Source organism: Corynebacterium confusum (assembly GCF_030408715.1).
Lineage (GTDB): Bacteria > Actinomycetota > Actinomycetes > Mycobacteriales > Mycobacteriaceae > Corynebacterium > Corynebacterium confusum.
Window position 1 is genome coordinate 789,346 of record NZ_CP047202.1, and the last position, 19,475, is coordinate 808,820.

Below are 19,475 nucleotides of genomic sequence, written 5' to 3' on the forward strand. Positions count from 1 at the left end.
GTTTAAAACCCTCCGTTTTCTTTGGCGTAGTCCGCCGCGTGGGCCAGGATATCGTCGGCTAGCTCCGGGCGGCAGACCAGCAGGTCCGGGATGAACGTGTCCTCGTTGTTGAAGGTGATCGGGCTGCCGTCCAGGCGGGAAGCGTGCAGGCCGGCGGCCAGCGCCACGCCCACCGGGGCGGCCTGGTCCCACTCGTACTGCCCGCCGGAGTGGATATAACCGTCGTAGTCGCCCAGCAGCACGTGCATGGCCTTCGCCCCAGCCGAGCCCACGCCGCTGGTCTCAAAGCCCATCTTCTGGGAGATGTAGTCCGCCACCTTGGGCGGGCGGTTGCGCGAGACCACGAACTTGTGGGACAGCGGTCCGGTGACCGCGCGGACGTCGGAGGACTTGAACGTCACGCCCAGGTCCGGCAGGCCCACCGCGGCATGCGCGGGGCGGCCGTCGATGGTCAGCGCGATGTGCACGGCCCAGTCCTGGCGGCCCGTGGCGAATTCCTTCGTGCCGTCGAGCGGATCGACCACCCAGACGCGGTCCTTGGTGAGGCGATCCGGGTTATCGGTGGCCTCCTCCGACAAGAATCCGTCGTCGGGGCGGTGCTGGGCCAGCACCCGGGAGATCCACTCCTGGGCGAGCTCGTCCCCGGCGTCGCCCAGGGCGCGGCTGCGCAGCAGGCCTCCCTTGCGGACCCCTTTGAGGATCTCGCCGCAGCCTTCGGCGATCATGTTGGTCAGGCGGGCATCATCTAGCTGGACGGTCATACCCGTAGAGTCTAGCCGCCGCGTTAAAGTAAGGCATGGCCGAAAACATCCTGTCGCGCTTCAGCCCGCCGGTGCGGGACTGGTTTAGCGAGGTCTTCGCGCAGCCGACCGAGGTGCAGCAGGAGGCATGGTCGGCTATTTCACAGGGCGACCACGCGCTGGTCGTCGCGCCGACCGGCTCCGGTAAGACCCTGGCGGCGTTCCTCTGGGCGCTCAACGGGCTGGTCGAGCGCGACGGCCAGACCAGCCTGCCCATCGGGCAGGAGGCCAGCCGCACCTCCACCCATGGCGGGGTGAAAGTGCTCTATATTTCCCCGCTCAAGGCCCTCGGCGTGGACGTCGAACGCAACCTGCGCGCCCCACTGGCCGGCATCGCCCGCGTGGCCGAGCGGCTAGGCCTAGACCACCCGGACATCTCCGTGGGCGTGCGCTCCGGGGACACCCCGCAGGCCGAGCGCAACCGCCAGGTCCGCCGCCCGCCGGACATCCTTATCACCACGCCCGAGTCGGCCTACCTGATGCTGACCTCCAAGGCCGCGGGCATCTTGAGCTCGGTCGAGACCGTCGTGGTGGATGAGATCCACGCCCTGGCCGGCTCCAAGCGCGGCGTGCACCTGGCGCTGAGCTTGGAGCGGCTGGCGCTGCTCGCCGGCGATTTCCAGCGCATCGGGCTCTCCGCCACCGTGCGCCCGCTGGAGACGGTGGCACATTTTTTGGGCGGGTCCCGCCCAGTAGAGATCATCGCCCCGCCGGCCAGCAAGCGCTGGGACTTGGCCGTGCACTGCCCGGTGGAGGACATGGCGGACCTGCCCACCCCGGAGCAGGGCTCGCCCATCGGGGAGCTGACGGTGGATGACTCCATCGGCATTACCAGCGGGGACGACCTGCTGGAAGAATCCGCGCTGCCGACGGCGAAGTCCATCTGGCCGTTTATCGAGCAGGACGTCTACGCCGAGGTCATGGGGCACCGCTCGACCCTGGTCTTCGTCAACTCGCGCCGCACTGCGGAGCGGCTGACCAGCCGGCTCAACGAGCTCTACGCGCAGGAGCACGACCCAGAGTCTTTGTCCGCGCCCACGCGCCGGGATCCGGCACAGCTGATGAAGCAGGTCGACGTGGCGGGCAAGGCCCCGGCGGTTATCGCCCGCGCTCACCACGGCTCCGTGTCCAAGGACGAGCGCGCTATGACCGAGACCATGCTCAAGGAGGGCACGCTCAAGGCGGTGGTGGCGACCAGCTCGCTGGAACTGGGCATCGACATGGGCACGGTCGATCTGGTCATCCAGGTCGAATCCCCGCCGTCGGTGGCCTCCGGCCTGCAGCGCGTCGGCCGCGCCGGGCACACCGTGGGCGCGGTATCGACCGGCTCCTTCTACCCGAAGCACCGCGCCGACCTGGTCCAGGCCAGCCTGACCACCAAGCGCATGCGCGAAGGCCTCATCGAGCGCCTGCACACCCCATCCAACCCTCTGGACGTGCTCGCGCAGCAGACCGTGGCCGCTGTCGCCGCCGCCCCGGACGGGCTCGGGGTGGAGGACTGGTTCGACACGGTCCGGCGGGCCTGGCCCTACCGGGACCTGCCTCGCGAGGTCTTCGACGCCGTGCTCGACCTGGTCAGCGGCGTCTACCCCTCGACGGACTTCTCGGAGCTGAAACCCCGGGTGGTCTACGACCGCGTCGGGGGCGTACTCACCCCGCGCCCGGGCGCGCAGCGCGTGGCGGTGACGAATGCCGGCACCATCCCGGACCGCGGCATGTTCGGCGTCTTCCTGGTCTCTGGCGCCGAAAACCAGGCCCCGCGCCGGGTGGGCGAGCTCGACGAGGAGATGGTCTACGAATCCCGCGTGGGCGACATCATCACCCTGGGCGCTAGCTCCTGGCTCATCGAGGACATCACCCGGGACCAGGTGCGCGTTAGCCCCGCGCCGGGGCACACCGGTCGGTTGCCCTTCTGGAACGGGGACGCCGCCGGCCGCCCCTATGAGCTCGGCCAGGCGCTGGGCGCCTGGCGCCGGGACGTCCACCAGGACCCAGGAATCCTCGCCGACGTCGACGCCCGCGCACGGGAGAACATCGTTACCTACCTGGGCGAACAGTACGAGGCCACCGGGCTCATCCCGGATGACACGACCCTGCTGCTCGAGCGCTTCCGCGACGAGCTAGGCGACTGGCGCGTGCTGCTGCACACCCCGTTCGGCCGCGGGGTCAACGCCGCCTGGGCGCTGGCGGTCGGCGCCCGCGTCGCGGAGAACACCGGCATGGACGCCCAAGCCGTGGCCGGCGACGACGGCATCGTCCTGCGCCTGCCGGAGGCTGACCGGGAGCCGGACGCCAGCCTGTTTAACTTCGACGCCGACGACATCACCGACATCGTCACCGAGCAGGTCGGCGGCTCCGCGCTCTTTGCCTCCCGCTTCCGCGAGTGCGCCGCCCGCGCGTTGCTTCTGCCGCGCCGCAACCCCGGCAAGCGCGCCCCGCTGTGGCAGCAGCGCCAGCGCGCCGAGCAGCTGCTGGACGTGGCCCGGAAGTACCCGTCTTTCCCCATTATCCTGGAGACCGTGCGCGAATGTCTCCAGGACGTCTACGACCTGCCCGCCCTGCAGGAGGTCATGCGGGAGCTGGGCCACCGGCGCATCCGGATCGCCGAGATCACCACGAACAACCCCTCGCCGTTCGCCTCGACCCTGCTGTTCAACTACACCGGTGCCTTCATGTACGAGGGCGACTCGCCGCTGGCGGAAAAGCGCGCCGCGGCGCTGGCCCTGGACCCGTCCCTGCTGGCCAAGCTGTTGGGCACGGTGGAACTGCGCGAGCTGCTGGATGCCGACATCATCGCCGAAGTCCACGCTCAGCTCCAGCGCACCGCCCCTGACCGCCGGGCCCGCACCACCGAGGAGGTCGCCGACCTGCTGCGCACCCTGGGCCCGGTGGCCACCGAGGACCTGCCGGCGCACACGGACGTTCCGTTGAGCGCTATCGATGCCGCCCTGGCCGGCCGCGTGATGCGCGTGCGGATCGCCGGGACCGAGCACCTAGCCCAGGTCAACGACGCCGCGCTGCTGCGCGATGGCCTGGGCATCCCGGTCCCGCCCGGGGTGCCGGCCCAGGTGGACACGGTCACCGACGCCCTGCCGCAGCTGCTCAGCCGCTGGGCGCGCACCCGCGGGCCGTTCGTCATCAGCGAGGCCGCGGCCGCCTTCGGGCTGTCGGCCTCTGCGGCCTACGGGGTCCTCAACGGCCTGGACAAGGTGGTCGAAGGCCACTACCGCGCCGGGGTAGAGGAGACCGAGTACTGCGCGGCTGAAGTCCTCAAAATCATCCGCAGCCGGTCGCTGGCCGCCGCCCGCGCGGCGACCGAGCCGGTCAGCGCCACCGCCTACGCCCGCTTCCTGCCCGCCTGGCAGCAGGTCGCCCCGGCCGGCACCCGCCCGGCGCTGCGCGGGGCCGACGGGGTCCTGGCGGTCATCGAACAGCTCGCCGGGGCCAAGGCCCCGGCCTCGGCCTGGGAGAGCCTCATCCTGCCAGCCCGGGTGGGGGATTATTCGCCCGCCCACCTGGACGAGCTCACGCTGTCCGGCGAGGTCCTCATCGTCGGCGCGGGTAAGGCCGGCTCGGCAGATCCCTGGATCATGCTGCTGCCGGCGGACTACGCCGCCCAGCTGCTGCCGCAGACCGAGCCGGAGGGCTATTCCATCCTGGAACGTGCCCTCCTGGAACACCTGGGCACGGGCGGGGCCTTCCACTTCGGGGAGCTGGCCGCCGACGCGCCGGGCACCGAGGAAGAAGTCCGCCAGGCGCTGTGGCAGCTGGTGGAGGCCGGCGCAGTTTCCCCGGATTCCTTCGCCCCGGTGCGCGCCCGCCTGGCCGGCAAGACCGGCGGCAAGGCAGCCCACCGCGCCAAGCGGCGGCCCAACCGCTCCCGCCTGCGGATGGGGCGGACCTCGTTTGCGCAAGCGCAGCGTGTGAGCACCCCGCCGGACGTGGGCGGGCGTTGGGCGCTCACCCCGCCGCCCGCGCAGGACCCGACGGCGCGCTCGGTCGCGCACGGCGAAGCTTGGCTGGACCGTTACGGGGTGGTCACCCGCGGCAGTGTCGTGGCCGAGGACGTCCTGGGCGGTTTCGCCCTGGCCTACAAGGTCCTGTCCGGCTTCGAGGAATCCGGCAAGGCCATGCGCGGCTACGTCATTGAGGGCCTCGGCGCGGCGCAGTTTTCCGTGCCCGCGGTCATCGACCGCCTGCGCGGGGAGCAGGACAGCCCCGATGTCACCGGTTGGCCGTCGGGCCATGAGCCGGACACCGTGGTGCTCGTCGCCTGCGACCCGGCCAACCCCTATGGCGCGGCCCTGGCCTGGCCGGAGACGCCCGGCAAGCCCAACCGCGCCGCTGGCGCCCTCGTGGCGCTGGTCGACGGTCTGCCCATCGTGCACTTAAGCCGCGGCGGCAAGTCTCTGACCACCTTCCCGCACGTGCTGCCGGAGGGCGTCGACCCGGCCGAGGCATTGCAGCGGGCGTTAGGCGGGCTGCGCGAGCTCATCGCTGCCGGCCGCCTGCAGCCTCTGGTCGTGGAAAAGATCAACGGCGTCGCCGCCTTCCAAGCCCCCGAGGCCGAGGCGCTGCGTTCCGCCGGCGCGGGGCTGAGCCCCCGCGGCCTGCGGATCGCCGCCACCGCCGCCGCGCCCCGCGGCAGCCGCCGGCCCCAGCAAAGCCCCCGGTCAGGATCCGTGCCGTCGCGGCGGGGCCGGCGGGTGACCGACGTTATCGCGAGCTTCGACGACGACGCGTTCGAGGCAGACAATGGGGCAGAGGATTACTAACTTGAGGAGGCGTAATGCCCGAGGGCGATTCCGTCCTGCAGCTATCCAACCGCTTGCAGTTCATGCGCGGCCGGGAGGTCACGCGCAGCTCGCTGCGGGTGCCGCGGTATGCCACCGTGCGCTTTGATGGGGAGACCTGCGAGCGCGTGTGGCCTTACGGCAAGCACCTGTTTATGCAGTTCGGGCAGCGCCTGCTGCACACGCACCTGAAGATGGAGGGGCAGTGGGCCATCCAATATGCGGGGCAGCGCTGGCGCAAGCCCGGCCATAGCGCCCGGGTGGTCCTGCAGCTGGCGCACCACCCGCGCGATATCGAACTCGTCGGCCATTGGCTGGGCCTGGTCGAGGTGATGGCCGCCGATGACTACGCCGGCTGGGTCGCCGGCCTGGGCCCGGACATCTTGGGCCCGGATTGGGAGGGGCCCGGCGGGCGCGAGGAGGCGCTGCGCCGGCTGGCGGCCCGTCCGGAGCGTTCCATCGGGACCGCGCTGCTGGACCAGTCCAACGTGGCCGGCATCGGCAACGAGTACCGCGCCGAAATCTGCTTCCTGGCCGGCCTCCACCCGGCCACGCCCGTCGGACGGGTGGACCTGGAGGCCGTCATCGACATTGCCCGGCGCATCATGTGGGCCAACCGCGACAGCCCCATCCGCGTGACCACCGGCGTGCGCCGGGCGGGCGAGACCTCTTACGTCTTCGGCCGTAACCGGGCGCGCTGCCTGCGGTGCGGCACCCGCATCGAGAAAGGATTCCTGGGCGGGCCGGACCAGGGCGGCGACGAGAGGGAACTGGAGCGGGTCATCTGGTTCTGCCCGCACTGCCAGCCGAAATACTAGGGAACGCGGGGCGCGGTCAGGGGGCCGACGCGGCGGCCGTTAGCGCGCTAGGATCGCGGGTATGCGTTTGCTACTCAATATCATCTGGTTCTTGTTCGGCGGGCTGTGGCTCGCACTGGCCTATTTCATCTTCGGCGTTCTGGCCTGCATCTTCATCATCACCATCCCGGCTGGCGTGGCCAGCTTCCGCATGGCGGCCTACGCCATTTGGCCGTTCGGCCGGGCCGTGGTCCAGCCGGTGGGCGGGTCCAGCGGCATGTCGACGTTTTCCAACGTCGTCTGGTTCATCGTCGCCGGCGTGTGGCTAGCGCTGAGCCACCTGACCACGGCCGCGGCCCAGGCGATCACCATCATCGGTATCCCGCTGGCTATCGCCAACCTCAAGCTCATCCCGATCACCTGCTTTCCGTTCGGCAAGCAGATCGTGCCGAACGACCGCATCCCCGCCGGCTTCGAGCCGATGATCCGGATGTAGCTACGGGCTAGCCGCGGTGGGCGCGGTACCACTGAATGAGCGCGTCGGTGGACGCGTCGCCCGAGCCGGCGGTGCCTTCGCCGCGCACGGCGGCGGCTAGGTCGTTGGCCTGCTGCTTGCCGAGCTCCACGCCCCATTGGTCGAAGGAGTTCAGCCCCAGGATGACGCCCTGGGTAAAGACGATGTGCTCGTAGAGCGCGATGAGCGCGCCGAGCGCCTGCGGGGTGAGCTTCTCGGCCAGGATGGTGGTGCTCGGGCGGTTGCCGGGCATGACCTTGTGGGGGATAAGCTCGGCATCGACGCCCTCCGCGGCGAGCTCCTCGGCGGTCTTGCCGAAGGCCAGCACCTTGGTCTGGGCGAAGAAATTGCTCATCAGCAGATCGTGCATGGAGCCGGTGCCGTCAGCCGTCGGGAAATCCCTGTGCGGCTGGGCGAAGCCGATGAAGTCCGCCGGGACCAGGTGGGTGCCCTGGTGGAGCAGCTGGAAGAAGGCGTGCTGGCCGTTGGTGCCTGGCTCGCCCCAGTAGATCTCCGAGGTGGCCGTGTCCACCGCCGATCCGTTGCGGCGCACCGACTTGCCGTTGGATTCCATGGTCAGCTGCTGCAGGTAGGCCGGGAAGCGGGAGAGATCCTCCGAATAGGGCAGCACCGCGTGGGACTCGGCTCCTAGGAAGTTGGTGTACCAGATGCCCAGCAGCGCCATCAGCACTGGGACGTTGGTGCTCAGCGGTGCCTGCGCGAAGTGCTCGTCCATGGCCCGGAAGCCGTCGACAAAGCGCATGAAGTCCAGCGGCCCGATGGTGCACATCAAAGACAGCCCGATGGCCGAGTCCACGGAGTAGCGGCCGCCGACCCATTCCCAGAAGCCGAACATGTTCTCCGTGTCGATGCCGAACTCGGCGACCTTCTCCGCGTTGGTGGACACCGCCACGAAGTGCTTGCGGATAGCCGAGTCGTCGCCGTCGAACTGCTCCAGCAGCCAGCGCCGGGCCGCGTGGGCATTGGCCAGGGTCTCCTGGGTGGTAAAGGTCTTCGAGGCGACGATGAACAGCGTCGATTCCGGGTCGAGGCGGTCCAGGACCGCGTCGAGATCGGCTGGGTCGACGTTGGAGACGAACTCCGCGCTAATCCCGGCTACTTCGTAGGAGCACAGCGCGCGGGCCGCCATGGCCGGGCCCAAATCGGAGCCGCCGATGCCGATGTTGACGACCTTCTTGATGGTGTGCCCGGTGTGTCCCAGCCACTTGCCGGAGCGCAGCGCGGTGGCGAAGTCGCGCATCCGGCCCAGGACCTCGTGGACATCGGCGGCGACGTCCTGGCCGTCGACGACCAGGTCCTCCTCCGCCGGCAGGCGCAGCGCGGTGTGCAGTACCGCACGGTCCTCCGTGTTGTTGATGTGGGTGCCGGCGAACATGGCGTCGCGCACCTGCTCCACGCCAGCGGCCTCCGCCAGGGCGATAAGGGCGCCGAGGATCTCCTGATCCACCAGGTTTTTCGACAGATCAACGTGCAGGTCCGCGGCCTCGAAAGAGAGGTTGTCCGCGCGGGATTCTTCCGCCCGGAAGAGCTCGCGGAGGTTAAGGGCGGTTTCCCCGTCGGCCAGCTGCGAAAGTGCCTTCCACTCGGCAGTGCTGGTGATGGTCGAACCAGTGGCGTAGGCGGTGTTGGAGTAATCCATGACGATTGGCTTCTGCGGCCTTTCTTCCGGTGTCTAAACGCGTGCTAAGTGCTAACCACAACCGTAGTCGAAGACTTCTGCGGGCGTGGTTAGAGGACGATGGCGGCCGTCCAGCCCGCCACGAGCAGCGGGATGTTGAAGTGGAGGAAGGTCGGGATGACCGAATCCCGAATGTGGTCGTGCTGGCCGTCGGCGTTGAGTCCCGCGGTCGGGCCGAGGGTCGAGTCGGAGGCCGGGGAGCCGGCATCGCCCAGCGCACCGGCCGTGCCGATGATGGCGACCGTCGCGGCGGGGCTGAAGCCCAGCGACATGCACAGCGGGACGTAGATAACGGAGATGATGGGCAGGGTGGAAAAGGACGAACCGATACCCAGGGTTACCACCAGGCCCACCAGGAGCATGCCGCCGGCGGCCAAGAACTGGTGCTCGCCGAAGATTTCGGCGGTGGCGTTCACCAGAGTTTCGACCTCGCCGGTGGCGGTCATGACCGAGGCGAAGCCCTGGGCGGTAATCATGATGAAGCCGATGAGCGCCATCATCTTCATGCCCTGGGAGAAGATGTCGTCGGCTTGGCGCCAGTTGACCGTGCCGGAAATGAGCAGGATGCCCAGGCCGATCAGGGAGCCGACCAGGAGGCCGTCGGCCTCAAAGTCGAGCGCCTGCATGATGACCTGGACCGCGAAGGTCGCGATGATCGCGATGACGGAAACGGTCACCCGGTAGGGCGAGATTTCCTGGGCGTCCGGCGCGTCGTCCGAAATCGGGGTATCGGCGTAGTCGCGCGGTTTGCGGTAGGTAAAGAAGATGGCGATGAGCAGGCCGACCAGCATGCCCACGGCCGGGATGGCCATGATGGGCATGATGGACAGGTCGCTGGTGTCCAAGCCGGCCTCGGAGATGTTGAACAGCAGGATGTCGTTGAGGTAGATGGAGCCGAAGCCTACCGGCACGAAGAAATAGGTGGTCACCAGGCCGAAGGTCAGGCAGCAGGTGATCAGGCGGCGGTCGAGGCGCAGCTTGTTCATGACGGTCAGCAGCGGCGGGACCAAAAGTGGGATGAAGGCGATGTGGACCGGGATGAGGTTCTGGCTCATCACGGCCATGGCGATAAGCCCCAGCACCAGGATCCACTTGGTGGTGGCCACGGCAGCCTTATTGAGCTCGCCGTCTTGGTTGCCCAGGCGCTTGACCAGGAAGTGGGCCAGCAGGTGGGGGAGCCCGGCCGAGGCCACGCCCATGGCGAAGGCGCCCAGCAGGGCATAGCTTAGGGCGATCTTGGCGCCGCCACCGAGGCCGTCTTGGAAGGCGAGCATGGTGCCGTCCAGCCCCATGCCGGCCATGAGCCCGCCGGTGAGGGCGCCGAGGAATAGCGCAACGACCACATGGACTCGCAGGAGCGCGAGGACGAGCATGACGAGGACGGCTATTAAGACGGCGTTCATGCGTATAGATTACTGTACGGATAGCCCAAATCGGGCGCGGGGGTAGGCAGTATTATCCCAGGCGGCCGCGGCCCATGCGCAGTAGCGCGGAAGCGATGGCGGGGCCTTCTTCGCCCAGCTCGTCGCGGAACTGGTTGAGGATGGCAATCTCCCGAGTGTGCACCAACCGGGTGCCGCCAGACCCCATGCGGGTCCGGCCGATGGCCTGGGAGACCGCGGTGCGGTGCTTGATGGCCTCCAGAATGATCTGGTCCATGCGGTTGATCTCTTCCCGGTATTTCTGGATCTCCTGATCCGAGAGGGGATCGTCCGTGCCGGAGGGCGTCCGGACCTCAATGTTGGCTAGCTCGTTGGGTACCGCGTCTGACATAACCCAATTGTGCCACCTGGGGAGCCAAAAAGTAACTCCGCTCGGCTGTGTGTCGGGGCCGGCTAGTAGGTTGGTAGTCATCATGAATGAGACCTCGCCTTTTTCCCAGCCCGCAGACCGCAACCCCTTCGGCCAGCCCACCGCCGCGCCCACGGCCGCGTCCCAGCCCGGCCAGGCCCCGCAGCCGGGCAAAGACCCGCTCGTCGAGGGCCTGAACCCGCAGCAGGCCGCCGCGGTGGCCCACACCGGCTCGCCGCTGCTTATCGTCGCGGGCGCCGGTTCCGGCAAGACCGCGGTCCTGACCCGCCGGATCGCCTTCCTGATGCGCTCGCGGAACGTGGCGCCCTGGGAGATTTTGGCCATTACCTTTACCAACAAGGCCGCCGCGGAGATGAAGGAGCGCGTTGGCCAGCTGGTCGGGCCCGTCGCGGAGCGGATGTGGGTGGCCACCTTCCACTCCATCTGCGTGCGGATTTTGCGCGCCCAGGCGCAGCTGGTGCCGGGGCTGAATACCAACTTCACCATCTACGACGGGGATGATTCTCGCCGCCTGCTGTCCATGATCGCCAAAGACCAGCAGCTGGATATTAAGAAGTTCACCCCGCGGGTGCTGGCCAACCAGATTTCGAATTACAAGAACGAGCTCATCGGCCCGCAGCGCGCCGCGGAACAGGCCGCGGCCACCAAGAACCCCTTCGACACGACCGTGGTCGGGGTCTACGCGGAATACCAGCGCCGCCTGCGCGCGGCGAACGCGGTCGACTTCGACGATCTCATTGGGGAAGTCGTGCGGATCTTCCAGCAGCACCCGCAGGTGGTGCAGTTCTACCGCCGCCGCTTCCGGCACGTGCTCATCGACGAGTACCAAGACACCAACCACGCCCAGTACGCGCTCGTCGCCGCGTTGGTAGGGCAGGGCAACGGCGCCGCCACGGGCGACGAGCAAGATACCCCGGAGCAGGCGGTTACGGCGCCGGAGCTGTGCGTGGTCGGTGACTCGGACCAGTCCATCTACGCCTTCCGTGGGGCCACCATCCGCAACATCCAGGAATTCGAGCGGGACTACCCGCAGGCTAGGACCATTCTGCTGGAGCAGAACTACCGCTCGACGCAGACCATCCTGAACGCGGCAAACGCGGTCATCGCCAAGAACGAAAACCGCCGGGAGAAGAACCTGTGGACCGCCCACGGTCAGGGCGAGAAGATCATCGGCTACGTCGCGGACAACGAGCACGACGAGGCCCGTTTTATTGCCACGGAGATCGACAAGCTGGTCGACGGCGGCCGCAACCTCAACGACATCGCCATCATGTACCGCACCAACAACGCCTCCCGCGCGCTGGAGGATATCTTTATTCGATCCGGGATCGCCTACCGCGTGGTGGGCGGCACGCGCTTCTACGAGCGCAAAGAGATTCGCGATATCGTGGCCTACCTGCGGATCCTGGACAACCCGGATGACACGGTGAGCCTGCGGCGCATCATCAACGTGCCCAAGCGCGCCATCGGGGACAAGGCCCAGGCCCAGATCGCGCTGCACGCGGAGAACCTCGGGGTTAGCTTCGGCAAGGCCCTGCTCGACGGGGCGGCCGGCCAGGTAAACGGCCTGGGAACCCGCGCGGTCAACGCCGTGGGCAAATTCACCGAGATGATGGACGGCATCCACTCCCAGCTGCCGGGCATGACCAACCAGGTCACCGGGCAGCCGGACTTGGGCGAGCTGATTTCCTTGCTGCTCGATGCCACGGGCTACCGGGCCGAGCTGGAAAACTCCAACGACCCGCAGGACGGCGCGCGCCTGGATAACCTCAACGAGCTGGTCTCCGTGGCGCGGGAGTTTTCCTCGGAGGCGGCCAATCAGATGGCCTTCGACGGCTCCGATGCCGCGCCGGAGGCCGACCCGGCCGACGACGGGCAGGCCGCGCCGGGCTCCCTGCAGGCGTTTTTGGAAAAGGTCTCCCTGGTCGCCGACGCCGACCAAATCCCGGACGAAGACTCCGGAGTGGTCACGTTGATGACCCTGCACACGGCCAAGGGCCTGGAGTTTCCAGTCGTATTCCTCACCGGCTGGGAGGACGGGCAGTTCCCGCACATGCGCTCGCTGGGCGATCCAAAGGAGCTGAGCGAAGAGCGGCGCTTGGCCTATGTGGGCATCACCCGTGCGCGCGAGCAGCTCTACGTTACCCGCGCTATCATTCGTTCCTCGTGGGGCAACCCGATGACCAACCCCGCCAGTCGCTTCCTCGCCGAGATCCCGGAGGATCTCATCGACTGGCGGCGGGAGGAAAACGATAGTTCCCTCAACTCCGCGTGGGGTGATGATAGCTATCAGTACGGGCGCAATTTCGGTTCGTCCTGGTCTGGCTGGTCGCGCAAGTCCGGCTCCGCTGCGTCTTCCCCATCGCAATGGAAAAAGCCGGCGGCTGCTACGTCCATGCCGAAGAACAAGAATCTGAACTTGGCCGTGGGCGACCGCGTCAACCACGCCAAGTATGGCCTGGGAACGGTCATTAGTTCCGACGGTTCGGGCGCGCGGGCGACCGTCACCGTGGATTTCGGTTCTGCCGGGAAAGTCCGCTTGATGCTGATTGGCGGACTTCCCATGGAAAAGCTCTAGACGGTAATACCGCGCTCCGCGAACCAGGGAATCGGGTCCACGGGGGCGCCGCCGCCCGGGTGCACCTCGAAGTGCAGGTGCGGGCCGGTGGACACGCCTTCGTTACCGATGGAGGCGATCTGCTGGCCGGCGGTGACGCGCTCGCCGACGCCCACCAGCAGGGAGCTGGCGGCCATGTGGCCGTAGACGCTCACGGTGCCGTCGTCGTGCTGGATGCGGATCCAGTTGCCGAAGCCCTGCGCCGGGCCGGAGGAAATCACCGTGCCGTCCATGACAGCGTAAATCGGGGTGCCGACCGGGTTGGCGATGTCGATGCCGTTGTGCATCGCGCCCCAGCGGGCGCCGAAGCCAGACGTCAGGGTGCCGGTGGTCGGGAACACGACGGTGTTGCCGTTGGCATCCTGCGACTGGGTGGCGCTCAGGCCGGAGTGGTCGCCTTCAGGGGTGAAGGCGTCCGCGAGGCCCGGAACAGCCGCGGGGTCGAGGACGATGTTGAGCCCTGCCTCGGTCTGGTTGACGGTCGGGGTGATCGTGCCGTTAAACAACTGGGTAGTGGATTTAGCGAGGCCGAAGAGAGCATCGGTGAGGGCGTCGTGATTGACGTCGCTAACGGTCGGTTCGGAGGAACCGTCCGACACGTTCACCGTCGCCGCGGGAGCGGCGTTGGCGGCCGTGGCGCCAAGCGTGGCAGCCAGGCCGGTGGTCAGTGCCAGGGCACCGGCCACAGCCGCCCGGCGGGCGCGATGAGTGCGCTTCATAGACTACGTCCTTTATCAGCATGAGGGTAAGTGGTGGCAAGCCAGTCAGCGGGCAGTACCGCTAGGGCCCGCCCCGGCGCTTGAGGCCGGCACGGCCGCCGAATGGCAACGAAGTAAAAGTTAGCCCGGTTGCCGGGGGAGCGCAACGCGAAAAAGAGCAGGTAGAAGGCCAACTCTGTTCGAAAATAGTCGAACATGCCAGCGTGTTACGCGTGTTGTAACTGGGATTAATGTTACAAATGTTTTTAATGTGGCGAACGCGGGGGTGACGCCTGGGGGTAGCGCAAAGGCCCCTCGCCGCGCGGTGCGGCGAGGGGCTTTGAGGTTGGAAAGAAGTTAGCGGCTTTTAGGAGATGTTGATGCCGCGCTCAGCGAACCACGGGATCGGGTCAACCGGGGTGTTGCCGTCCGGGTGGATCTCGAAGTGTAGGTGGGAGCCGGTAGAGAAGCCGCGGGAGCCCATGCCGGCGATCTTCTGGCCGGCGTGGACCTGGTCGCCGACGGCGACGTCGAGGGTCTCCATGTGGCCGTAGACGGCGATGGAGCCGTCCTCGTGCTTGATGCGGATCCAGTTGCCGAAGCCGGAGGCCGGGCCGGAGTCGATGACGATGCCGTCCATGGCGGCGACGATCGGGGTGCCGATGGCGTTAGCCAGGTCGATGCCGTTGTGCATCGCACCCCAGCGGGCACCGAAGCCGGAGGTGTAGGCGCCCTCGGCCGGCTTGACGATGGAAGGGGCACGGGAAGCAGCGTCCGCGGCAATGCGGGCGTCGGCGGCTTCGATGGCCTTGTTGAGTTGCTCCGACAGGTTGTCGACCGGCTTGGACTCGGCGATAGCCAGGATCTGCGGGGCGGCGTTTTCCACGGCGGCTGCGCCGTTTTCGGCCAGCTCGTTGGAGTCCGTGGTCAGGTCGTAGTCGACGCTTTGCGCCTTGGTCTCGTGATCGGCGTTAGCCTGCATCTGAGCAGCTGCGGCGCCGCCAACGCCCGCAGTGGAGGCCGCACCGGCAGCCACGGTTACTAGGGCGATACGGCCCTTGGCAGTTTGCGAGGTAGTGGTCTTGCGGTGGCGTCCCACGCCGGCCCGCTGGGTCTTGCTTCGCATTAAACTTCTTCCCGTACTTGTCTTAAATCGTGTAACGCTGCTTCCGCGTTACTTAATCTCGCTCAAGGTTACACGATTGTGACCTTCTTGTTACCAACGTCTGGTAACAATAGCGGTTCGCACAGGGTCAAGCAAGCTAAATCGATGTTATAAAACCGCTGCAAGGGGGTTTGCACACGTCAATGCAGGAAACTTTTAAGTCACACTGCCGAGGGGGTGCGTCGAGCATTGATGACTCCCGTCCCTCCCGTAACACTACCGGAACCGCCCGGCGGGCCGATAACGGGGGCGGAAGTTTGTTTCGGTGGGCCATTGCGGGCAAGAACTAAGAGATACTGAAAAACCTGAATCTCTAAAGTTCTACGTGAGGGTTAATACAGTATATATAGGAGCCCCCGCTGCGCCCTGCCGCCGGCGCCCCGTCGGGGCAGGGGATTCGCCGCCGGTGGGCCGTGCCAACCCGAAACCGCGCCGGTGGCGTGGCAAGGTAGAGGCGATGAATAAGAACACCAGCCCCCACTCGCGGTCGTCGTCGGGTCCGCGTAGCCAGGCCCGCGGACGCACCAGCCCCTCCAGTGCCGCCCAGCCGGCTGCCCGCGTGGCCTCCCGCGCTGGTGCGCAAGCTCGGTCCCGCACCGCGCCGAAGGCGACGGGCACCAAGGCCCGCCTCATCCGTATGCTGCTGACCGTCGGCGTGCCGAACCTGGCCGTCATCGGCACCATCGTGGTCATCGCGCTGGCCTCGGTCCTGCTTTCCAGCGCGCCGTTGGCCTGGCTGCCCTCGATCATCGGTGAGGCCTGGATGGTGCTCAACCTCGTGCCGGTGCACGCCGGGGGAAACACTATCTCCGTGCTGCCCTTCCTGCCCACCATCGGTCTGGTGTGGTTGCTGGCCGGGCGCATCCACCGCGCGGTCAAGCACAAGGTCAGCGTCAACGACTTGTTGCTGCTGCTGGCCTGTGCTTTGTGTGTGCCGGTCCTGATAACGCTCGTGGCCTGGTTCATGCTCTGGGACGCCGGCAAGGTCTACGATCTTGCTGCCCCGAACCTGGCCGTCGCCGTGCTGCGCGTCGCGGTCATCCACCTAGTCGCGCTGGCGCTGGGCATGGGCCCGCGCCTGTGGACCGCACTGCTGAAGCGCTACGGCCTGCCGGTCACGGTGGTGGCTAGCGCCCAGGTCGCCTTCCGCTTCATCGGCGCGCTGCTCGTGGCCGGCCTGGCCCTGCTGCTGGTCGTCGGTCTGTTCGGCTGGCAGCGCCAGGACGAAATCTTAAGCTCCTACCCGGACCTGCCCGCGGCGGGCGCGGCTGTCCTCTACGGCCTGAGCCTGCTCTACCTGCCCAACGCCGCGTTGGTGGCCGGGGCGAACCTGCTAGGTGCGGAGTTTCACATGGGGCAGGCGAGCGTCTCACTGTTTAGCATCCACCTGGTGCCGCTGCCGCCGCTGCCGCTAGTGGGCGTTATCCCGGGCAGCGCGCCCGCCTGGGCGTTGGTCCTGCTGGTCCTGGCCGGCGTGGCCGCCGCCTGGGCTTGGCGGGGCAAGAACCCCAGTCCGCGCACCGCGGTGGAGGTCTCCGTGCTGGCCGGCCTCAGCGTGGCGCTGCTCGCTGCGTTTACCACCGGTGAAGTTGGCGTCTACGGCGCGACCGGCATCATGGTCGCCATGGCCGGCGCTCTGGCCGTCGTCTGGGTCCTGGTCATCGGCCTGGCCGCCTGGGGCATTAGCCTGTGGCAGAACCGCCGAGCCAAAGTACCGGCCGCCGCGCCCGCTGCCGCACCGGCTGCCGCTGCCGCCTCCCCGGGCGCGGATGAGACACGCGCCCGTGAAGCGGACGCCGCCGAGATGGAGTCCAGCGAAGAGGCCCCTGCCGGGGCGGACAGCGCGGACAGCGCGGAAGAAGCTGGCTTAGGCGCGGACACCGCTGCCGACGCAGACGTTGCTGCCGATGTAGAGGTTGTGGATCCTGACGACGCCGACGACGCTGAAGCCGTGAACGCCGACGCGGAAGACGCGGCGCAGTCCGAACCGGATGACGCTCCGGAGATCATCGACGCCGAGGAGGTTGCGGCCGAAGAGGCCGCTACCGGCGAGGAGGCCGACGCCACCGCGGGGGCGGGCGGGGACGCCGGGCAGGCGGAGCAGCCGGCTGCCTCGACCGGGGTAGAAGCCGCCGAAGGTAGTGTCGATAAGGATCTGGACGAGGCTGCTGATCCGGCCGATGGGGTGGCGCGTGGGGGAAGTCAAAAGGACTGAAAGTTCCGCGGGCCTACCCTTTGGGGCTAGTCTGTTAGGCGTGACTTCACCCGCAGATGCTTCTGTTGATTTCATTGACTCCGACAATCAGGCCCAGCCGGCGGGCGTGACTGACGCCGCGGTATCGGGGCCCCTGCGCGTCGTCGTGTTGGTCTCCGGCACCGGCTCACTGCTCCAGGCGATTCTGGACTCTCAGGACGAGTCCTACCGCGTGGACAAGGTCGTCGCCGACAAGTCCTGCCAGGGCGTGGAACGCGCGGAGGCGGCTGGCATCGCTAGCGAGGTTGTCTCGCTGGGCGAGGACCGCGCGGCCTGGAACCAGGCGCTCGCAGCGGCGGTGGGCCAGCCCGACGTGGTGGTCTCCGCCGGTTTCATGAAGATTCTGGGGAAGGAATTCCTCGACCACTTCGCCGACCGCATTATTAATACGCATCCCGCACTCTTGCCCGCCTTCCCAGGCGCGCACGGTGTTAGGGATGCGTTGGCGTATGGGGTGAAAGTCACCGGCTCCACCGTTCACTACGTTGATGCTGGCGTAGATACCGGCCCGATCATCGCCCAGGAGCCCGTGCGGGTACTGGCCGACGATGACGAGGCCAGCCTCCACGAGAGGATCAAGGTCGTGGAACGGCAGCTGATCGTCCGCGTGCTGCGCGCTGCGGTGCGTGACGCGGACGCCGCCGGCGGCATAACCTTTGATTGCTAGATTTTGGTGTCTATTTTTCTGTCAGGAAGGCAAGACGAATCCATGAGCGATGAACGCAAGCCCATCAAACGCGCGCTGATTAGCGTCTACGACAAGACCGGGCTGGAAGACCTGGCTCGCGCCCTAGTCGACGCCGGCGTGGAGATTGTCTCCACCGGCTCCACCGCCAGCCGGATCGCGGACCTGGGCATTGACGTGACCCCGGTCGAGAAACTGACCGGCTTCCCGGAGTGCCTGGAAGGTCGCGTGAAGACGCTGCACCCGCGCGTGCACGCCGGCATCCTTGCCGACACCCGCAAGGAAGACAACCTCGCCCAGATCAAGGACCTGGACATCGAGCCCTTCCAGCTGGTCGTGGTGAACCTGTACCCGTTCGCGGAGACGGTGGCCTCCGGCGCGGATTACGACGCCTGCGTGGAAAAGATCGACATCGGCGGCCCGTCCATGGTCCGCGCCGCGGCGAAGAACCACGCCTCGGTCGCCGTCGTGGTCAACCCGGACCGCTACGACTCCGTCATCGACGCGCTGTCCAACGGCGGCTTCGACCAGCAGGAGCGCTTCCAGCTCGCCGCCGAGGCCTTCTCCCACACGGCCCAGTACGACGCGGATGTTTCCGGCTGGTTCCGCGCCCAGGGTGCGGAAGCGGATTCCGGCACGACCGCCCTGCGCTACGGCGAGAACCCGCACCAGGCCGCCCGCGTGGTGCGCAATCGCGACGGTAAGGGGCTGGCCAACGCCGAGCAGCTGGGCGGCAAGGAGATGAGCTACAACAACTACCAGGACGCCAACGCCGCTTGGCGCGCCGCCTGGGATCACGAGCGCCCGTGCGTGGCCATCATCAAGCACGCCAACCCCTGCGGCATTGGCGCCGACGACGAGAACATCGCCGCCGCCCACAAGGCCGCCCACGCCTGCGACCCGATGTCCGCCTACGGCGGGGTCATCGCCGCCAACCGCGAGGTCACCCTGGAAATGGCCGAGCAGATCAAGCCGGTCTTCACCGAGGTCGTCATCGCCCCCAGCTACGCTGACGATGCCCTGGAGCTGCTGCAGACCAAGAAGAACCTGCGCATCCTGCGCGCCGAGCGCGACGAGGCCGCCGAGGAGGAGCGCCCGATCTCCGGCGGCGTGCTGGTCCAGGACGTCGACGCCTACCAGGCCGAGGGCGACCAGGCGGAGAACTGGACCCTGGCCGCCGGCGAGGAGCTCGACTCCGAGGCCCTGTCCCAGTTGGAATTCGCTTGGCGCAGCGTCCGCGCGGTCAAGTCCAACGCCATTCTTTTGGCCCGCGACAACGCCACCGTCGGCGTGGGCATGGGCCAGGTCAACCGCGTGGACTCGGCCAAGCTGGCCGTCGAGCGCGCCAACACCCTGGGCGAGGACGGCGAGGAGCGCGCCCGCGGTTCCTTCGCTGCGTCCGATGCCTTCTTCCCGTTCGCTGACGGCCTGCAGGTGCTCATCGATGCCGGCGTGACCGCCGTGGTCCAGCCGGGCGGCTCCATCCGCGACGAGGAAGTCATCGCCGCCGCCCAGGAGGCCGGCGTGACGATGTACTTCACCGGCACCCGCCACTTCGCCCACTAGAGCGGCCCGTGTAGTTCCCTGAGCGAGCCCGCCTGCGGCCGTTTGTGTGTACAGGCCGGACCCGCGGGCTAGGTA

13 protein-coding genes are annotated in these 19,475 nt (G+C 67.6%); 7 read left to right on the forward strand and 6 right to left on the reverse strand.

The window, feature by feature from the left end:
• Positions 1-2: 2 nt before the first annotated feature.
• Entirely contained in the window at positions 3-761 is a 759-nt protein-coding gene (locus tag CCONF_RS03760) for a 3'(2'),5'-bisphosphate nucleotidase CysQ (protein WP_290225360.1), read from the reverse strand.
• Positions 762-796: 35 nt separating this feature from the next.
• Between CCONF_RS03760 and CCONF_RS03765 the strand changes: the two genes are divergently transcribed.
• The 3 genes from CCONF_RS03765 (at position 797) to CCONF_RS03775 (ending at position 6,886) form a co-directional block, all read left to right on the forward strand.
• Positions 797-5,575 carry an ATP-dependent helicase gene (locus CCONF_RS03765; RefSeq protein WP_290225361.1) on the forward strand — a complete coding sequence of 1,593 codons (4,779 nt, stop codon included), beginning with the start codon at positions 797-799 and terminating at the stop codon, positions 5,573-5,575.
• A 14-nt stretch (positions 5,576-5,589) separates the two neighbouring features.
• Complete coding sequence (locus tag CCONF_RS03770; protein ID WP_290225363.1) at positions 5,590-6,411, forward strand: DNA-formamidopyrimidine glycosylase family protein; 822 nt, start codon at positions 5,590-5,592, stop codon at positions 6,409-6,411.
• A gap of 61 nt (positions 6,412-6,472) precedes the next feature.
• Positions 6,473-6,886: a YccF domain-containing protein gene (locus tag CCONF_RS03775; protein ID WP_070767908.1), complete on the forward strand. Its 414-nt coding sequence runs from the start codon at positions 6,473-6,475 to the stop codon at positions 6,884-6,886.
• Between the two features lie 7 nt (positions 6,887-6,893).
• On the opposite strand, the gene pgi is transcribed toward CCONF_RS03775, so the two are convergent.
• The 3 genes from pgi to CCONF_RS03790 all read right to left on the reverse strand — a co-directional run bounded on the left by pgi (position 6,894) and on the right by CCONF_RS03790 (position 10,376).
• Positions 6,894-8,564: a glucose-6-phosphate isomerase gene (gene pgi / locus CCONF_RS03780; RefSeq protein WP_290225367.1), complete on the reverse strand. Its 1,671-nt coding sequence runs from the start codon at positions 8,562-8,564 to the stop codon at positions 6,894-6,896.
• Between the two features lie 89 nt (positions 8,565-8,653).
• Entirely contained in the window at positions 8,654-10,006 is a 1,353-nt protein-coding gene (locus CCONF_RS03785) for a Na+/H+ antiporter family protein (RefSeq protein WP_290225369.1), read from the reverse strand.
• Positions 10,007-10,058: 52 nt separating this feature from the next.
• Complete coding sequence (locus CCONF_RS03790) at positions 10,059-10,376, reverse strand: chorismate mutase (protein WP_290225371.1); 318 nt, start codon at positions 10,374-10,376, stop codon at positions 10,059-10,061.
• Positions 10,377-10,458: 82 nt separating this feature from the next.
• Between CCONF_RS03790 and pcrA the strand changes: the two genes are divergently transcribed.
• Entirely contained in the window at positions 10,459-12,993 is a 2,535-nt protein-coding gene (gene pcrA / locus CCONF_RS03795) for a DNA helicase PcrA (RefSeq protein WP_290225373.1), read from the forward strand.
• Here pcrA and CCONF_RS03800 read toward each other — a convergent pair.
• Together CCONF_RS03800 and CCONF_RS03805 are read right to left on the reverse strand one after the other, a co-directional pair.
• Complete coding sequence (locus tag CCONF_RS03800) at positions 12,990-13,751, reverse strand: M23 family metallopeptidase (RefSeq protein ID WP_290225376.1); 762 nt, start codon at positions 13,749-13,751, stop codon at positions 12,990-12,992. The two genes, pcrA and CCONF_RS03800, sit on opposite strands and share 4 nt — an antisense overlap.
• Before the next feature lie 346 nt (positions 13,752-14,097).
• Positions 14,098-14,856, reverse strand: coding sequence for a M23 family metallopeptidase (locus CCONF_RS03805; RefSeq protein ID WP_290225380.1), 759 nt, complete (start codon positions 14,854-14,856; stop codon positions 14,098-14,100).
• A gap of 496 nt (positions 14,857-15,352) precedes the next feature.
• Between CCONF_RS03805 and CCONF_RS03810 the strand changes: the two genes are divergently transcribed.
• The 3 genes from CCONF_RS03810 to purH all read left to right on the forward strand — a co-directional run bounded on the left by CCONF_RS03810 (position 15,353) and on the right by purH (position 19,400).
• Positions 15,353-17,110, forward strand: a complete 1,758-nt coding sequence (locus CCONF_RS03810; protein WP_290225382.1) for a cell division protein PerM — start codon at positions 15,353-15,355, stop codon at positions 17,108-17,110.
• A gap of 145 nt (positions 17,111-17,255) precedes the next feature.
• Positions 17,256-17,816, forward strand: coding sequence for a phosphoribosylglycinamide formyltransferase (purN, locus tag CCONF_RS03815; RefSeq protein ID WP_290226235.1), 561 nt, complete (start codon positions 17,256-17,258; stop codon positions 17,814-17,816).
• Between the two features lie 42 nt (positions 17,817-17,858).
• Positions 17,859-19,400 carry a bifunctional phosphoribosylaminoimidazolecarboxamide formyltransferase/IMP cyclohydrolase gene (gene purH, locus CCONF_RS03820; RefSeq protein WP_290225384.1) on the forward strand — a complete coding sequence of 514 codons (1,542 nt, stop codon included), beginning with the start codon at positions 17,859-17,861 and terminating at the stop codon, positions 19,398-19,400.
• Positions 19,401-19,475: the final 75 nt, after the last annotated feature.

What these genes read in the sequence shown, in the direction of transcription:
- CCONF_RS03760 (WP_290225360.1), bottom strand. Translation starts at nt 761, where the DNA reads ATGACCGTCCAGCTAGATGATGCCCGCCTGACCAACATGATCGCCGAA.
- CCONF_RS03765 (WP_290225361.1), top strand. Translation starts at nt 797, where the DNA reads ATGGCCGAAAACATCCTGTCGCGCTTCAGCCCGCCGGTGCGGGACTGG.
- CCONF_RS03770 (WP_290225363.1), top strand. Translation starts at nt 5,590, where the DNA reads ATGCCCGAGGGCGATTCCGTCCTGCAGCTATCCAACCGCTTGCAGTTC.
- CCONF_RS03775 (WP_070767908.1), top strand. Translation starts at nt 6,473, where the DNA reads ATGCGTTTGCTACTCAATATCATCTGGTTCTTGTTCGGCGGGCTGTGG.
- pgi (WP_290225367.1), bottom strand. Translation starts at nt 8,564, where the DNA reads ATGGATTACTCCAACACCGCCTACGCCACTGGTTCGACCATCACCAGC.
- CCONF_RS03785 (WP_290225369.1), bottom strand. Translation starts at nt 10,006, where the DNA reads ATGAACGCCGTCTTAATAGCCGTCCTCGTCATGCTCGTCCTCGCGCTC.
- CCONF_RS03790 (WP_290225371.1), bottom strand. Translation starts at nt 10,376, where the DNA reads ATGTCAGACGCGGTACCCAACGAGCTAGCCAACATTGAGGTCCGGACG.
- pcrA (WP_290225373.1), top strand. Translation starts at nt 10,459, where the DNA reads ATGAATGAGACCTCGCCTTTTTCCCAGCCCGCAGACCGCAACCCCTTC.
- CCONF_RS03800 (WP_290225376.1), bottom strand. Translation starts at nt 13,751, where the DNA reads ATGAAGCGCACTCATCGCGCCCGCCGGGCGGCTGTGGCCGGTGCCCTG.
- CCONF_RS03805 (WP_290225380.1), bottom strand. Translation starts at nt 14,856, where the DNA reads ATGCGAAGCAAGACCCAGCGGGCCGGCGTGGGACGCCACCGCAAGACC.
- CCONF_RS03810 (WP_290225382.1), top strand. Translation starts at nt 15,353, where the DNA reads ATGAATAAGAACACCAGCCCCCACTCGCGGTCGTCGTCGGGTCCGCGT.
- purH (WP_290225384.1), top strand. Translation starts at nt 17,859, where the DNA reads ATGAGCGATGAACGCAAGCCCATCAAACGCGCGCTGATTAGCGTCTAC.